Source organism: Burkholderia cepacia, from assembly GCF_001039005.1.
Taxonomy (GTDB): Bacteria; Pseudomonadota; Gammaproteobacteria; order Burkholderiales; family Burkholderiaceae; genus Burkholderia; species Burkholderia theae.
The window spans coordinates 98,956-115,237 of sequence record NZ_LDWR01000096.1 but is presented as its reverse complement, the minus strand read 5'-3'; the positions used below and the strand labels follow the sequence as shown (position 1 = coordinate 115,237).

Below are 16,282 nucleotides of genomic sequence, written 5' to 3'. Positions count from 1 at the left end.
AGCTTCGCGCCGGCAAGTTGCGGGCGCGCCTCGCGCAGGCCCGGCGAAAAAATGCCGGCAAGCGGGCCAGCTTCGCGATGTCGCGCAAGACGCTGGCCCAGGCGCCGCGGCAATCGGGCGCGTCCGGCTCGACCCGGCGCGCGATGCCGAAATCGCTGTCGGGATTGCGTGTCAGCCGTGACGGCGGGCGCGGCGGGCAGCGCGGCGGCGGCGAGCGGCAGTCGTCGCAGCAGGACGGGAAACAGCAGCAGCAAGGCCGGCAACAGCAACGGCAGGAACAAGATGCGCGGCGCGAGCCGGGCAAATTGCGCGTCGCCCATCGCGGCACCGGTGCCGCGTTGCCGGACGACGCGACGTTGCCCGACTGGTTGAACGACGCGCTCGATCACGAAACCGACGGCGCGCGCGAACAGGCCGTTGCCGACGCGTGTTGCGACGCGCTGCTTGCGATGCGCGACGAACTCGCCGCGGCCCCCGAACAGCGTCTCGATGCCCGGATGTATCGCGTTGCCCGTGAAGTCACGCTCGCGCGCACGTGGCTCGGCGCATCGGGCGCGACGGGTTTCGAAGCGGTTCGCGCGCGCCTCGTCGAGCGGTCCCGGTTGCGTGGTGCCGTCGCGGCCGCCGAGGATGCGCGGCACGCCGACCTGCCGGCGCCGGCCACGGAGCCGGTGAGCCGCGTCCGGCATTTCAACCTGCTGCTGGGCCTGCAGTTGCTCGCGCTCGAGCGGCCGACGGTCGGCTCGCGTGCAACGCGTGCGGACAGCATCCTGGCCTCGCTGCAGGCGGGTGCAAGCGCGGAACGCGACGACGCGCGCGACCGGCAGGACGACGACGCCCCGCCGCTCCCCGCGTCGCCGCATTGAGCGCTTCGCAACCGCGCACGCCGGTTCGCGCGCCGGTCCGGCGCCGGCATCGTCGGTCGCTACAGTGAAAGCATCGAAAGCACGCGACGCCGATGCGTTTCGACGCATGTCGCCTGCCTCACCGCAAGGATCCGAGTGATCATGAAACTGCTGCGCATCCTCACGGGACACCACGCCGGCGCCCAGGTCCATCTGGAGCCCGGCGCGTATCGCGTCGGCGTCGACGACGACGCCGACATCCAGCTCACCGACTGGCGCGGTGCCGACGTGCTGCTGGTGGTCGAGCCGAATGGCGCCGTCAGCAGCCAGCGGCTCGAGCACGCCGATGCGGATGATCCGCAGGCCGCTTTCGCCGCGTCGCCGGCCGACCAGCGGCTCGACGGCGATGTAGCGGCCAGCACGACTCAACGCGAGGCTCACGACGAAGCGAGTACCGAGCGAGAGGACGCGCCGCTGGACCCCTGCAAGGTGTGGATGGTCGATTTCGTGCCGCTGCAGTTCGACGACATCGCGTTGTGCATCGGCTGGGCGGACGACGCGTGGCCGAGCGATCTCGCGTTGCTGTCGACGCTGCTGACCGGCCCCGCCCACGCATCGCACGAAAGCGACGACACGCAACGCGGCGCCGCGCGCCTGAAACGGCTGCGCTATGCGGGCATCGTCGCCGCGTGCGTAGCCGTCGGCGCGGGCGTGATCGGCCTCAGCTTCGTGCTGACCACCAACGTCAGCCGCGCCGCGCTCACGCCGCCCGACGTGCTGTTCGAGCAACGCGTGAACCGCGCGCTGGCCGACGCGCACCTGAACGAACTGCACGCGGCGCGGGATGGTGACGGCGCCGCGCGTGCGGTGGTGACGGGCATGGTCCGCTCGGCCAACGACGATCATGTCGCGCGGCAACTGTTCGAACACCTGAAGCCGGGCGTCGTCGTGCGCCGCTACCGGGTGGCCGACGACATCGCGCGCGGAATCCGGGATGCCGTCGATGTCGACGGCGTGCAGGTCGCCTACGACGGACATGGCGTGTTTACCGTGTCCGGCGCGGTGGCCGACCGGCAACGCGTCGAGAACGCGCTGACGCGCATCCGCGGCGATTTCGACAAGAGCGTCACGCAGATTCGCGTGTCGCTGAGCGATATCGCTGTTCCGGCGCCGGCACCGAAACAGGGGACGTTCACCGCGCTGCTTTCGTCGGGCGACGTGCGGTACGCCGAGACGCCGGACGGCGTGAAGCACATCTATCCGGTGCCTGAAGCCGCCGACGACGGCGCATCGGACGCGGCCGCCGCATCGGCGCCGGACGCGGCATCCGTCACGCCGGGCTCGCCCGCCACGTCGCCTGCCGCACAGGCCAGCCCCGTGCCGTTGCCGTCGGACGACCGGGTGGCTGCGGCGTCGATTCACTGAACCCAAGGGGACATCGCATGTACGAAGCCATCGAACGCCACGCCGAGGATTTCGGCAATCTGCAGAACCTGCTTGCCGATCCCGCCGCGGGGCCGCGGCTGATCGAGCTCGAGCGCGCGTTGCAACAAAGCGCGCAAGCGGTCGGCGACGCACAGGGCGGCAACGACCTCGACCGCAGCAATCGCTCGAAGATCTATCTCGGGCTGATGGCGGCCAGCCGCCTTGTCGCCCAGCTTCGCGAACAGGAACTCGCGAAGTAGCGCCCGGTTTTCGCGCTTGCGCGCGGAATCCCGCGACGCCGGATCACCGGTCCGTCGCGTTTTGCAACGACTGCCGGGGAAGTCACTCGCGGGCAACCGCGAGGTCCTTCGTACGGCTTTTTCCACACGTCGAAAGGAGTGAGTCATGGGTGTGAGCAACTTGGCCAGCAGTTTCGCAGGCGGAGCAAACGGTGCCGCCGCCTCCGGCGGGATCATCGGACAGATCGAGGCCAATGCGAACCAGTCCCTGGCGATCGCAGGGGCACAATCGGATGCGCAGCTCAAGCAGGCGGCCGGTGAGGCGCTGAAGGGCGGCGCGAAGGGCATCAAGGACGCCGCCAGCCCGTCGTGATCGGGACGGGGCCAGCCGGCACCGTCTTTTCGCCGATCGGGCCGCGTCGCGGCGCGATCGGCTTTTCCTATCGGTTGTGTTGCCGATGAGTATCGATATCTATACCGCGTTGATCGGCGAGCTGTGCACCGCCGTCGGTTTGCCCGACGTCGACCACGTGCTGCAGACGCGCACGATCGAGGTCGAGGGTTTCGACGTGCGGCTCGATCACTTCGACAACGATCAGGGCGCGCTCTACGTCAATTTTCACTACGGCACGGTCACCGCCGGCCGCACGTTGACGATCTTCCGGCTGATGCTGGAGGCCAACCTGCTGATCTACGCGCAGGATCAGGCGCAACTCGGCATGGACAGCGACACGGGCGGCATCGTGCTGATCGTGCGCGTGCCGTTCGCCGACGACGTGACCGGCGAAACCGTCGCCGACCTGTTGTCGCACTATGCCGAGCACGGACGGTACTGGCGGCAAAACATCATCGAATCGAGCGACGACATGTTCGAAGGGATCGCGACCGGCGAATTCATCTGGCTGCGCGCGTAAGCGCGTGCCTCGGCGCAATGTGTCGAACCACGGATGGCGCCACGTGGCGGGACGACACTTCGCGTCCGCTTATCCGTCTTCGCTTCGGTGCCGTGATCCGCGTGGCGGCACTCCTATGCTGAGGTCCGGAACCCGTTGACCCCGGAGGTCACATGACTGTCACGCGTATCATCCACGGCCCGCGCCCTTCCCTCGACCCGACGTCGCAACACGACGGGGCCGGCAATGCGCCCCCCGGCAAGGGTTCGGTGCGTTCGTCGTCGGCGCAGCAGCCCGGCGCACTGCTGGGCGGTCTGCAACGGCCCGCGTCAGGGCCCGGCACGCGGGGCGCGTTCAATGTATCCGGCCGGGGGCCGAACCTGCAGGACGTGCTGGTGCCGGCCGGCACCGCGCCGCGCGTCGCGCTGCGGACGCCTCCCGCGCCCTATCCGCAACGACCGATGTCGATGCCGCCGTATCCGCACGAGCCGTCGTCGAACGCGTATCCGGGACGCCCGCGCGCCTACTCGATGCCCGGGCCGGCGCGGGGACCGCTGACCATGCCCGATCCCGCCGATTACAAGCCGGGCGGCAGATTCGGCCCGGCGCAAAACGTGAGTGCGCGGCCGGTGCACGCGTATCCCGAGCCGCAGTTCGCTCGGCCGCATCCGGGATCCGTGCCGGCGCCGCAAGCGTCCTATCCGGCGCGACCGGCCCATGCGCCGCAACCTCACCCTCCCGCCGGTGTTGCACCGGGACCGGCCGTACCGACATTCGCGACGTCTCCTGTCGACGCGCGAATCGGCTCTGCCAGGCAGCTCTTCCGCACTGTGCGGCAAGCGTTGCGCGCCTTTACCTCCGAATGGACCCGTGCCGGCGATACCGGCGGCACCATCAGCGCGAGCCAGTCGAGAGGCGAAGCGCGCCGGGCGCGCTACGCGGAGCACTCGGCGCCTGAGACGCCGCTGACCGGTGGATATGGCGACGGCCGATTCGATCGCCATTGATCGCGCCAATGCCGGCAGCAACCGGCGCCGGGGCTGACGGCATGCCCCGGCGCCGGCATTTCTAGCTGTTTACGGACGCATGGATGCCGTGCGCGTGCGGGTGTGACCGCAATAACGATCCGACGCCGGCAGTCGCCATGATTTGTTTGGGTTTCGAGACCTGATCCGAGTGTGCCGATGACCATTCCGATAACCGCCGGCGAAAGCGCCGATCCGTATCACGCCGCGACCCATGAAGGCCCTTCCGCGCCGCCCGCCCCATCGGCATCGCGGCCAACTCCCGGCCGGCCTTCGCAGCTGGCAGGACTGCCGGACCGGTCCGACACGCGATCGCCACCGGCCGATTCGGCATCGCGTGATCCGGGGCACGCGAACGGCTCTTCGTCGGCGAACCGGATGGAAAACCGGCAGCGGGATCTTCCGCAGCAATCCGAAGCAACGCGCGCATCGGATTCGCGTATCGACAGGCGCTTCAAGTCGGCTCCGCCGGTTCCGATGGTGCCGCCGCAATATGCCGCCAGCGTGTCGCCGTTGCGGCCCGCGGTCACGCGTTCCCGCTCTGCGCCGTCCGCCGTCGTCGAGCCGCAGCGGGATGCAACCGATGCGTCGGCTTCGCGAATCGACCGGAATTTCCCCGACGCCCCGCCCGTCCCGATGGTGCCGCCTCAGCTTGCCGCCGGCGTACGGCCGTTGCAACCTGCCGTCTCGCACGCTAGATCCGCGTCGTCCGCTTCGGCCGAGCCGCAGCGGGATGCAGCGGGCACTCCGAATTCGCGAATCGACCGCAATTTCCCCAACGCGCCGCCGGTTCCGATCGTGCCGCAACGCATTCTTGCCGACACACCAGACGAGTCGACCGAAACGATCGAAACGACCGACATACCGCCGACACCGATCGACACGCCCGCACCGGGTGCCGAAGTTCAGTCGACACGCGCACGCGCAACAACGCCGCCGGAAACCACCCCATCCACCGACAGCATCGAGCAACAGGAAGCGCAGATCACGGAACAGGTCAGCCTGCTCCGGCAGTTGCTCAGCAACACGGCGACCACGACCGGCATCGGCTGGACTGCCAACGTGCTGCATGCGACGGCGCGCGAAGGCACGATCTACTATCTGGCGACGGCCATCCGCGAAGTGGTCGGGCAACTCGCCGCGAAAAATCTCGAGCATGTGTCGGAACCCGTGAAAGTCGCCGTGTCCGCGAGCATCGTCGCCGGGGTCGGGATGCTCAACGCGCTCGTCGCGGTCCAGCAACGCGTCAACGGGCGGGGCAACTGGATGACCCGTTCGGCGCAGGCGTCCAATATCGCGTTGCTCGGGGCCGCGGCGGCGATTGCGGGGAACACCGGCGGGCTCGGGAAAGCAACGGCGTTGCTGATCAAGGCGACCGAGTATTCGGCCAGCCTCGGCGCGATCGGCTTGTTCATCCGGCCGGCAGACAATCGCGACCCGTCGCTGCAACACGCGAACGGCCGCGCGGTATTCACCAACATGGTGGTCTATGGCGTCAGCCAGATCCCGATCTTCACGCTGCAAGGGACGGGCGCCGCCTATTCGGGCACGAGCGAGGCCGCGCTGGCCAGCTCGGCGAAAAGCGCGTTCGGCCATTTCAGCGCGTTTGCCGCCGCCAACGCTGCGGGCGAAGTAATCAACGCGCTGGTGTACCCGGCGCTCACGGCCTTTTACGACCACCTGGCCGATGGCCTGAGGCCTGCTCTGCGCGCGGTGCAGGACGTCCGGCTCACGACCCATGTGCACGTTCCGTTCGGCAAGGATGTCATCAACAACTGGGCGGGACGCGAGGTGGTCGGCGGCGTGACACGCAATGACGTCGAGGATCGGGCGACGGGATCGACGCTCGCGCTCGAGTCGCTATTCGTGATCCTGTACCCGTTCCTCGATGTATTCAGCAGGGCCGGGCCCGCCGCCCATCTGAGTCCGAGGGACAGCGATTATCTGACGAACACGATCGCGGGGTTATCGATCGGCCTGATGTTCGTGTCCTACGTCTTCATGACGAGCATGTCGCCGCGCCGTACGGTTGCGGCCCTCGATCCGGAAGCCGCGCCGGCGGAACACGCACCGCCGGCCGCAACGGATGAGCCCGGGACCGTGCAGCAACGCCCGGAAGATGCGGCGACGCAGCGCTGAATCCAACAACCGGTTGCGATCGCGCCCGCGATCGATCCGGCGCAGCTTCGGGTTCGACGACGACGCTTCAGACGCCGCCGCTGCCACACGGCACCTGCTTGCTATAAGTCGAGCGGTGTGTGCGGCAGCGGATGCCGATGCGGTCAACACCTCACGCCCTCGCCGGTCCGCCGCCGCGCGCGCGATCGGCCGCTGCCGATACGCATGACGACCGTCGCGGCCAATCCGGCACGCAACCCGATACTGGAGATCCGATGCAAGCCACCCATGCAACGCACCACGGCGCGAGCATGCCGACCGACCTCGATGGCGACGCGCATCAAGCGACGACTCACGGCAAACCGGCATCGGGCAACGTGATCGCGTTGCGCGCTCGCACGCACGACACGCGGCCCGCATTCGATTTTTCCGGCGTGCGCTTCGCGGACTGGAATCGCGACGGCATGGTCGCGTCGCACTTCTTCAATGCGCTGTCGTTGTTCTTCCCCGCCGGCGAGAAATTCTTCATTCATTCGGTCAAGTGCTTTTCCGGCCAGGTGACCGATCCCGTCACCGCGGCGGCGGTCAGGACCTTCATCGCGCAGGAGGCGAGCCACTCGAACCAGCACCGGCGCTACCTGGTGGCCATGGTGCAGCAGGGATACGACATCGACCGGCTCGATATCCGGATGTTCGCGTGCCCGCTTGGGTCGGTTAAACCCGTGTGGCGGCTCGCGATGACGGTCGCAATGGAGCACTTCACCGCGTCGTTGTCGCGCTCGCTGCTCCGGGCCGGCACCGTCGACGGCGATCCCGACCTGACGAAACTCTGGCACTGGCACGCTTGCGAGGAGCTGGAACATCAGTCGGTGGCCATGGACGTCTATCGTCACGCAGTCGGGACGGGCGCTCGTGCGTACTGGCTGCGCGTGGCAGGCGCGCTGCGCGTCTCGTTGAATTTCCTGCCGCGGCTGGCCGCCAATTTGTCCGCGCTGCTGGCGCAGGATCTGCCGCGGCCGAGATCGGTCTGCTATCTGCAGGCCCTGCGTTACCTGTGGGGAAAGCCCGGCGTATTGAGGATTCTGATCCCCGATTTCATCGGCTACTTTCGCCCGTCGTTCCATCCGGACACGCTGCGGGAACGCGACCGTGCGCTCATCGCGGCCGTTCGCGCGAAGCTGGAGATTCCCGATGCCGGATGAACCGATCGACTGCCCGGCGCTCGCGATTCCCGTCTATCGACGACGCATCTATCACGCGGATACCGACGCCGGCGGCACCGTCCACCACGCGCGTTACCTGGCCATTCTCGAGGAGGCGCGAACCGAGTGGATCGCCGGAATCGAAGGCGACGAACTCGCGGGCTTCCGGCGGGGCGACCACGCCATGGCCGTGATCGCCGTCCGGCAGCGCTTCCTGAAGCCGCTCCGGTTCGGTCAGACCGCGGAAATCGTCAGCCGGATCACCGAGGTCGGGAAAGCCCGGCTCGCCGTCGCGTATTCGATTTTCGTCGACGGCGAACGCTGCCACGAGGCCGATATCGGCTTCGCTTGCGTGGACCTGCGCGCGGAACGCATCTGCCCGGTTCCGCGGTCGATTCTCCGCTTCGATACCACGTTATCCGAAGCAAAAAATTCCTGAATCAAGTAACCGCCGATTTGGCACACACTCCTGCTCCGGTGCCCTCGCCGGGATCAGGAAAGGACAGAAAAAATGCAGAAAATCAGCTCAGGTCACGGATCTGCCGGCGCGCTCGAGCGCGTGGGCAGCCATCAAACCGATGGCCATGTCGATGCATCGCCGGCCCCCGCCGCGTCGACTCGCGCCAGCCCGCGCGTCGACGCGAGACTGGCGCAATTGGCACGCGCCCGATCGCCTGAAGAAAGAACCGATACCGCGTTTTCCGCCAAACCCGGGCCGGCACGGGCCGACAACCCGACGGGATCCACGTCGACGCAACTCTGCTTTATCCGGAACGGCATGCCGCCACAGTATCTGACCGGCAAGCTGCTTCAGCATGGCACGGTGTTGATGGCCCATGCGCCGACTCCCGACGGAGGGCAGCGCATGACCCGATTCTCGCAAGTGACCGCATCCGACGGCTCCAGGCTGTTCATGCCTGGGTTGGCCGGTGGCGCCGGCTGGTACAGCACGCAAGGCGGGCAGCCGTATTACTACGACGAAGCCGCCGCGGCAGACGCACAGTATTTTCACGGCGACGCGTGGCAGTCGGCGCCGCCGCAAGACCTGCACGCGGGCGCGTCTTCGGCAGCCGGATCGGCTTCGGTATCGGAATTTCAAGCGCTTCCGTTTGACACATGCGCGACCAACGGAAACATCTATGTCATCGCGTGCAGCGCATACGGGCCGTTTGACTTGTTCGACGTGCACACGCACGAATCGGTCGGGAATTTCTGGGTCTCCGCTACCGAGTCAGGTCGGACGATTTCGTTTCCCTCCATCGAGAACGACTCCGATATCCCGGGGGCCGTCGATCTGGCCATCTGGCATCTTGCAAGGCACACCGCGATGCCGAAGATGACCATCGAATGTGTCCTCAATTCCGACTTGCTGGACAAGCTGACATCGAAATACGGAATGACATGCGATGACGGCTTGAATTGCACGGGAAACACGCAAGCGATGAAGGCGGTGGCGGAACGGAGTCTGCGCGAAAACAGATGGCGCCTGAATTGACGCATGCATCGGCGGCCTGACACGGGCCGCGCCTCCCCCGGCCACCCATTCTTGAAAGACGAACACGCCATGCGAACACGATCCGCCATTTCTCCTCACCGCACCGACCTCGCACCCGACAACCCCGCCACGCCGAGCCCGGAAGCAGGCCACTCGGAGGCGAACGCCGCGTCGGCCGATCAACGCCTTTCATCGCTGACCTCGTTTCAGCACCGGCGGAGATCGAGCGACTCGCCGGTTGCCAGCACGGTCGAACTGTCGACGCTGCGTGCCGGCAGCCGCGCGCGGTTGCCTCGCCGCGAGAGCGCCGAAACGGAACGCATATCAGCGGCATTGTCCGACGCCCAAATCACCGACGCGCAGACCGACGAACCGCATTCGGTACCGGCCGAGCAAACCGTGCACCTCGACTACGAAGAGATGCGAACGCTGTCACGGAACGTGCACGAACTGGCGGCGTCGCTGACGTCGTCGGTCGACGACGCCGTCGCGCTGCACACGAAGTTGCGAACGGAACTGGCGAAGCACGACGTCAACGCGCTGACCGACGCCCATCTGCGGCGCGTCGACGCATTCCAGCAACACATCGCGATGGCGCAACCCGTGAAGCAGGCGCTCGACAGGATGGCGGGCGACCTCGACACGCTGCTGGCCTCGGACGAAGGAAAGGCCGCGGAGCAAGCCGCCGGCCGCGCCGGCAAGATCCAGCGCGCGATCGGCATGACGGAAGCCATGCTCGCGATCGTCGCCAAGAACGCCGCGTGGTACGCCGCGCCCGGGATCATTCCGGCGACCGGCACATCCTTTCATGACGTCGGCAAGATGGCCGCGCTGGTGGCCTCGCGTTCGGCGCTCGCGATGGCGCTGGCCGCGATGACCGAATATCCGCTCGCGACCGACGGGCAGCGCCGCTACAAGGACGCCGGCGGGCAACTCATCCGGCTCCAGGGTTATGTGCAGGCGTTCGACCAGATGGCCGCGCTGGCGACGATGTTCGCCGTCAGCAAGGCGACCGGCCAGGCAGCGCCGCCGGCGTTTCAGGTCAGCGGCTTCGTGCTGTCCGCCTTGGGCGCGGCGATGCAGACCGGCGCGTTGAACGACGTGATGCTGCGTATCGTGCGGCCGGTCTCGACCCTGCTGCGCGGCAATGCGCCCCGCCCCGTCGAACCTGCGTTCGTGCCGATCGCGACCAACGAGCTGCGAGCCGCGATGAACGACGCGCGACCGGCGCAACCCGATCGGGTCGAACCGGCCGGACGGGATCTCGAACAAGGACTCGGGCCCGTTGCGCGCGGCACCGATCCGGCATCGACACTGCAACGCGTGCTCGACGCGCTGCATGCGTACCCGCTCGATCGCATGCAATCGGACATCGCGAAGGCTTGCCTATCGATCACCAGCCTGCACGATGCGATCTTTCCTCGGGTCGACGCGCAGCCGGCAGACGACGCGACGGCATCGGCATCACCCGCGCCGGTTTCGCCGCTGACGTATGACGCCCACGTCGAGCGGTTCACGCGCGACATCGACGCGGTACGCGCCGCCGCGCGCCGGTTCCGCGACGGCTTGCCTGCGAACGACGAGCGGCGCGTCCGGATCGACGCGGCGTTCACGGATGCGCAGGATACCGAAGCGCGGATCGCCGCGATGTCGAAGGACGGATCGCCGAAACGCACCGCGTTCTTTGCCGCGATGGGGGCCTTGAGCGTCACGGGCACGGTGCTCGGTGCGATCGGCCCCGCCGTTCACGACGAATGGCTGTCGAACCTCGACAACCGGGCGGCGATCTTCGGTGTGACGTCGTCGGTGCTGCAGGCGTTCGCGAACCTCGGCCAGTTCCTCGGCGGCGCGCAACCGGGCGACGGCCGTCTCGCGCGCATCCTGAAGATCGGCATGGACCAGGAGAACGACCGGACCCTCGCGTGGGCCAAGAACTGGGCGCGCTCCGTCCGGTTCCTGCTCAGCGAGTTTCCGCTGTTGCAGTTGTCCACGACGTTCTCCGAGATGGCCGACAAGGAAGCCGGCAGGATCCCGGAGGCGCCGGCGCACGGCATCCCGTCGGCCTATACGATCAGAAACGTGCAGGAAGCATTCCGCGCCGCGTTCAGCCTCGCATTCACCACGATGGCACTCGACGAGACAGCGCAGTGGAACCACCTCGCGGGCCTCGGCGTCAGCGCGCTTGGCGCGATCGTGCCGGTGGCGGTCGAGGCAAGTGCGTCCGTCAGGCGCTAGGCGGCGGATGATGCCTGCCGATTCAGCGCATCCCGCGCACGGGTCAGGATTGTGTCCACGCGACCGTCCTGACTCACCGCGCTGCTGAAGGGCTGGACGGGAGGGTTTGCGACATCGGCCGGCCATCCCTCGCGATCGTCAAGCCAAGGTCAGCGTGTTGCCTTCGGTTTTGAGTTTGACCTTCGCTGGATCGCGCAGGTCGTCGGCGGACATTTTCGTCACGGCGAGGCACGCGTCGCGCAGGTTGATAAAATCCGCACCGGCATTCTTCTGGAAATTCATCGGCCCGCCGTGGCTGTCGATCACCTGCTGCGCTGCCTGCGCGACCTTGCCCACGACGTTGAGCGCACCGCTCAGGTCGTCGGCGTGGCTGAAATCGTCCTTGCCCACGAACTTGTCCTTGACGTTATCGATCAACGCGGGCCCGTAGTACATGTAGACCGGGTTATCGAGATCACCGTACGTTCCGAGCAGCGCATTGAAGGCCTTTTCATCGCGCTGGCTCAGCCTGACGAGGCCATCGGTCAGCAACTGCCCCATATCGCTCTTCTGCCGGTCGAGCCGGCAAAGGGACGCGACCCGCGTGGCCAATACAAGCGCGCGGCCATCGCCAGGGAACTTCGATGCGACGAGCGCCTGATCGGCGGGGCTCAGCGGCGGCAGCATCTTCAGGTACAGATCCCTGGCTGCGGTCTCGACGCTTGCCGACCGGTTGTCGCGAACGGCCGGGAGTGCATCCCTCAGCCGCGCCATGGCGGACCATGCCTTTTCGACGACGTGTCCCGGGAGGACCGGCAGGAACGGGTTCGCCGCACCGAGCAGGTCGGTGGATTCGTGAACGGCCAGCGCCTGCAATTGGCCTTGAATCTTCGCGAGGTCATCGACGGAGCCGGCCTTCACCTGCCGGACAAGTTCGTGAAGCTGTGCCGGCTGGCACTCGCCCTGGTTCAATTGCAGGCCGTTGACACCGAGACCCCACATCGCTTTCATGATGTCGATGACCGGCGCGTGTTCGCCGGCATCGATCTTCGCGGGCGAGAAGAACTGACGTGTCAACGAACCCGGCGCAACATCGCGGCCGCGGCGGACTTCTTCGCTCATCACGCGCATCGCGACACTCAGCTTGGTGTCGTGATCGAGCGCCATGAAATTGTCGGCGGTAATGATCGTGCCGCCGACCTTGACGGGAAAATCGCCAAGCTTCTTTTGCACGACCTCGCATTTGTCCGCGGACTTCATGATGTCGTGCGCGCCCAGGATCGAACGCAGCGGCTCGAATCCGGAAAGCTTGCCGTTCGTCTCGGTGTGGAACCTGGCGTTGACTGCATTGACGGCGGCCGACAGCTTCGCCTCCATCGAGGCGCTGTCCTTCACGTCGCCACCGAAGATCGGCACGCCTGCCATCAATGCCCGGAGCGCGACGAACGAGCCGATGGTCTTCTGGAACTCGATGTGCGGCGCAAGATCGCCCTTGGGCGTACCCTCCAGCACCGCATTCGTCCCGTTCCTGGCGAACAGGTAGCTTGCAACGACCGGTTCGTCCGTAAACGACTTCAGCTCCGCCCGGAGCGAGGCAGGCGCGTGGCCGTTTTCCGCGAGGCTCGGGAATTGCTTCACCATGCTCGCGATGACCTGATCGGAGAGCGCGTCGATATGCGCTTCCTGCACTGCCGTACGCTCGACCCGTGCGTCAGGGCGGAGCGCCGGTCCTCGGCCGGTATCCTGGGTCGAGTCCGATCGATTGACGGATACGGTCAGATTGCGCGGCGACGAAGCCGCTGTCCGTTGGGGCATGTTCGCCAATACCCCGCTTGGAGCGCGCGGACGTGCTTCACGCGCATCGGGTGGGGTCGTGCCTTCGTTGGTGGCGTGATATTCGGTCGGCGTCGGCGTGCCGCTTCTGGACACGGATGGCGATGTCATGTCTTCTCCTGCTTTTGAATAACCGATGTGATGATCCGGAAACTTCAAGCGGCTCCCGCGCAGGCGAGCGAATGGGCGATCCGGATTACGAAGGACGCAACCCACGCGCACGCCACCGCGCACCGGCATGCAACCCCGCGCCCGCCACGACGAATGCCGCGCAAACGCCCAGCACACCCGACCACCCGGCCGCCGCCCAGGCCGGCACGGCCAGCGCGGTGCCGCAGGTGCCGCCGATGAAATAGACGATCATGTAGACGCCGTTGATGCGCGTGCGCGCGGCCGGCCGCAACGCATAGATCACGGTCTGGTTGCAGACCATCGCCGCCTGGATGCCCATGTCGAGCAGCACGATCGCCAGCGCCTCGACGGCGACCTGCCCCGGCCACGCCGCGAACAGCGCGAGCGCGACGAACAGGCAGGCGAGCGCGCGCCCGAACACGCGCTCGGGGCCAAGCACGTCGGCCGCGCGGCCGATCGCCGGCGCGATCAGCGCACCGGCGATGCCCGCCAGCCCGAACAACCCGTCCACGGACGCGCCCCACGCCGGATGCGCGTGCTGCAGATGCAGCGCGTAACTCGCCCACAGCGCGCTGAACGCGCCGAACAGCAGCGCCCCGCGCCATGCCGCCAGCCGCAGGCGCGGCTCGTCGCGATAGAGCGCGCGCAACGAGCGCAGCAGGTCCGCATAGGATTCGCCGGTCGTCGCCGGCGCGCGCGGCAACCGGCGCGACACGAGCCACGCGAGGGCCGCCTGCGCGAGCGCCGCGAACGCGAACATCGCGCGCCAGCCGAGCGTCTCGGTCACCGCGCCCGACACCACGCGGCTCGCGACGATACCGATCAGCAGCCCGAACATCACGCGCCCCACCACGCGGCCGCGCCGCGCGGGCGCCGCCAGCGTGGCCGCGAAGGGCACCGTCAGCGACGCGGTGGTCGCGAACACGCCGCTCGCGAGCGCGGCAAGCGCCTCCAGCGCGAAGAACGGCGCAAGCGCCGCGCCGGCCAGCGCGAGCGCGCCAAGCCACGCGAGACGCGCGACCAGCGCACGCTTCTCGTAGCGGTCGCCCAGCGGCACGAGCAGCACGAGGCCCGCCACGTAGCCGACATGGCCGAACACCGACAGCGTGCTCGCGGTGACCGGCGCGACGCCGAAGCTGTGCGCGATCGCGGCCGCCATGACCTGGTTGTAGTAGAGGCTGCCCGCCGAAAACGCGCACAGCGTCGCCATCAGCGCCACCTGCGCGCCGGTGAGGCCGTCGCCGCTGGCCGCCCCTTCGCGCGCGTCAGCAGCCATCGCCGAGCGCTCCCGGGTTGACCCGCCGATCCGGATCGAGGCTCGCCTTGACCCGCCGCATCAGGTTCCACGACCCCGGCTCGAGCACGCGCTCGAACGGATAGTCGCGCGAGACCTGCCAACTCGCGCCGCCCAGTTCCGCATACGCGAGATAGGTTGCATCGCGGATCGCCTGCACCGCTGCCCGCGCATCGGGTGCCGCAGGCCGGTCGGCCCACGGCGCGGTGACGTCGGCACCGACCATCGCGACATGCAGCGGCGTGAGTTCGTCGCGCCAGTAGAACGCGGTCTCGAAGAAGAACTCGTTGCCGATGCACATCAGGAAATGCGAGCGGCTGATCCCGTGCTGCGCCATCAACGCGTCGAACCCCTCGAAATGACGCGCCATTGCGTCGCAGACATACAGCGCGTCGCCGAGGGCGAACGTCGCGTGGCACGGCACCCAGCGCTCGCCGTTCAGCCCGAGCATGCCTCGCACCGGGCCGAACGGCTTGGCGCGAATCACGCGCGGCACCGAATCGGGCAGCTCCACGCCTTCGCGCAGCACGATGCCGCGCACCTCGGCCAGCGCCTCGTCGAGACGGCGCGCGGATTCGTCCTCGACCATCAGGTGCAGCGTGTACGGATGAGCGGTCAGGAATTGCGTACCGGCCGCCGCCACCGTCACCGCATCCTTCATGCCGACCGCGAGGCTCTTGCCGGCGCCGATCACGGCCAGCAGGCTCTTGACGCTGTCCGCCGAGCGGTTCACGCCGGCCGACTGCAGCGCCTTGTTGCGGTCGATGCCGAAGCTCTCGGCGATCTTGCCGGTCTGCGCGAGACGCACCTGCGCGTCGACCATCGCCTGCATCGTCGCGAAGCCGGCGGATAGATAACCGACATGCGGCGTGCGCTCGATCAGGCGCAGCGTGGCGGCGACCTTGATGCCGAACGCGCCGTTGTCGCCGAGAAAGAGCCCGGTGAAATCGGGCCCGCCGCCGTGCCGGGTGAACGGCTTCGCGCCGCGCCGCCCGCCCGACCCGGTGGTCACGCAGGTGCCGTCGGCCAGCACGGCCGTGACGCCGAGCACGCTGTCGGCCGCGGTGCCGTGGCGGCTCGATCCGTAGAACGCGCTGTTCTGCGACAGCGCGCCGCCGACCGTGCCGCCGATCCCGGACATCGGCCCCCAGTACGGCGTGCGCAAGCCAGTCGGCAACAGCGCCTCGTGCAGTTCGGCCCACGTGCAGCCCGCTTCCACGGTGACGAAACGGCTCTTCTCGTCGATCTCGATCACGCGCGACATGCGCCGCGTGTCGACCACGATGCAGTTGCGGTGCGGCGGCAGATAACCCTTGCCGTATGACAAACCGCCGCCGCGCGGAATCAGCGCGACGTCGAGGTCCTGCGCGAGCCGCGCCAGCGCCACCACGTCGTCGGCGCTGCGCGGCAGCGTGATCGCGAGCGGCGCCACGCCCGGTTGCCAGAACACGTCGTTCGAATAAAACGCGAGCGACGGCTCGTCGGTCAGTACCGCGTCGGCACCGATGAGCGCGCGCAACCGTTCGCCCAGATCGCCGTGCATCGGTCCGTGAAATGCAATCTGCAT

The 16,282-nt window shown here is 67.6% G+C and carries 14 protein-coding genes; 11 read left to right on the top strand and 3 right to left on the bottom strand.

Features of this window, described 5'->3' with window-relative positions:
- The 11 genes from VL15_RS37475 to VL15_RS37425 all read left to right on the top strand — a co-directional run.
- Window positions 1-866, top strand: an 866-nt coding sequence (locus VL15_RS37475) for a hypothetical protein (protein ID WP_230684614.1), incomplete at its 5' end; no start/stop codon positions are given.
- A gap of 141 nt (window positions 867-1,007) precedes the next feature.
- Window positions 1,008-2,270: a hypothetical protein gene (locus tag VL15_RS37470; protein ID WP_053077789.1), complete on the top strand. Its 1,263-nt coding sequence runs from the start codon at window positions 1,008-1,010 to the stop codon at window positions 2,268-2,270.
- Window positions 2,271-2,287: 17 nt separating this feature from the next.
- The gene (locus VL15_RS37465) at window positions 2,288-2,530 is read left to right on the top strand and encodes a hypothetical protein (protein ID WP_048251936.1); all 243 of its coding nucleotides are present in this window, start codon (window positions 2,288-2,290) and stop codon (window positions 2,528-2,530) included.
- A 145-nt stretch (window positions 2,531-2,675) separates the two neighbouring features.
- On the top strand, window positions 2,676-2,882 hold the full coding sequence (locus VL15_RS37460) for a hypothetical protein (protein WP_048251935.1): 207 nt from the start codon (window positions 2,676-2,678) through the stop codon (window positions 2,880-2,882).
- A gap of 85 nt (window positions 2,883-2,967) precedes the next feature.
- Window positions 2,968-3,423, top strand: coding sequence for a CesT family type III secretion system chaperone (locus VL15_RS37455; RefSeq protein ID WP_048251934.1), 456 nt, complete (start codon window positions 2,968-2,970; stop codon window positions 3,421-3,423).
- Window positions 3,424-3,671: 248 nt separating this feature from the next.
- The gene (locus tag VL15_RS37450) at window positions 3,672-4,409 is read left to right on the top strand and encodes a hypothetical protein (RefSeq protein WP_196319672.1); all 738 of its coding nucleotides are present in this window, start codon (window positions 3,672-3,674) and stop codon (window positions 4,407-4,409) included.
- 177 nt (window positions 4,410-4,586) lie between these two features.
- Window positions 4,587-6,566, top strand: coding sequence for a hypothetical protein (locus VL15_RS37445; RefSeq protein ID WP_155420390.1), 1,980 nt, complete (start codon window positions 4,587-4,589; stop codon window positions 6,564-6,566).
- A gap of 254 nt (window positions 6,567-6,820) precedes the next feature.
- The gene (locus VL15_RS37440; RefSeq protein ID WP_053077788.1) at window positions 6,821-7,747 is read left to right on the top strand and encodes a metal-dependent hydrolase; all 927 of its coding nucleotides are present in this window, start codon (window positions 6,821-6,823) and stop codon (window positions 7,745-7,747) included.
- Window positions 7,737-8,186 (top strand): acyl-CoA thioesterase, encoded by a 450-nt coding sequence (locus VL15_RS37435; protein ID WP_053077787.1) that lies wholly within the window; start codon window positions 7,737-7,739, stop codon window positions 8,184-8,186. The genes VL15_RS37440 and VL15_RS37435 overlap by 11 nt, the downstream gene beginning before the upstream one ends.
- A 72-nt stretch (window positions 8,187-8,258) precedes the next feature.
- Entirely contained in the window at window positions 8,259-9,242 is a 984-nt protein-coding gene (locus tag VL15_RS37430) for a hypothetical protein (protein ID WP_155420389.1), read from the top strand.
- A 69-nt stretch (window positions 9,243-9,311) separates the two neighbouring features.
- Window positions 9,312-11,477 (top strand): hypothetical protein, encoded by a 2,166-nt coding sequence (locus tag VL15_RS37425; protein WP_155420388.1) that lies wholly within the window; start codon window positions 9,312-9,314, stop codon window positions 11,475-11,477.
- 138 nt (window positions 11,478-11,615) lie between these two features.
- Here the strand turns inward: VL15_RS37425 and VL15_RS37420 are convergent, their stop codons facing one another.
- From VL15_RS37420 to VL15_RS37410, 3 genes are all read right to left on the bottom strand, one after another.
- Entirely contained in the window at window positions 11,616-13,400 is a 1,785-nt protein-coding gene (locus VL15_RS37420; protein WP_155420387.1) for a hypothetical protein, read from the bottom strand.
- A gap of 85 nt (window positions 13,401-13,485) precedes the next feature.
- Complete coding sequence (locus tag VL15_RS37415) at window positions 13,486-14,697, bottom strand: MFS transporter (protein WP_048251925.1); 1,212 nt, start codon at window positions 14,695-14,697, stop codon at window positions 13,486-13,488.
- Window positions 14,687-16,282 carry an FAD-binding oxidoreductase gene (locus tag VL15_RS37410; RefSeq protein WP_048251924.1) on the bottom strand — a complete coding sequence of 532 codons (1,596 nt, stop codon included), beginning with the start codon at window positions 16,280-16,282 and terminating at the stop codon, window positions 14,687-14,689. The genes VL15_RS37415 and VL15_RS37410 overlap by 11 nt, the downstream gene beginning before the upstream one ends.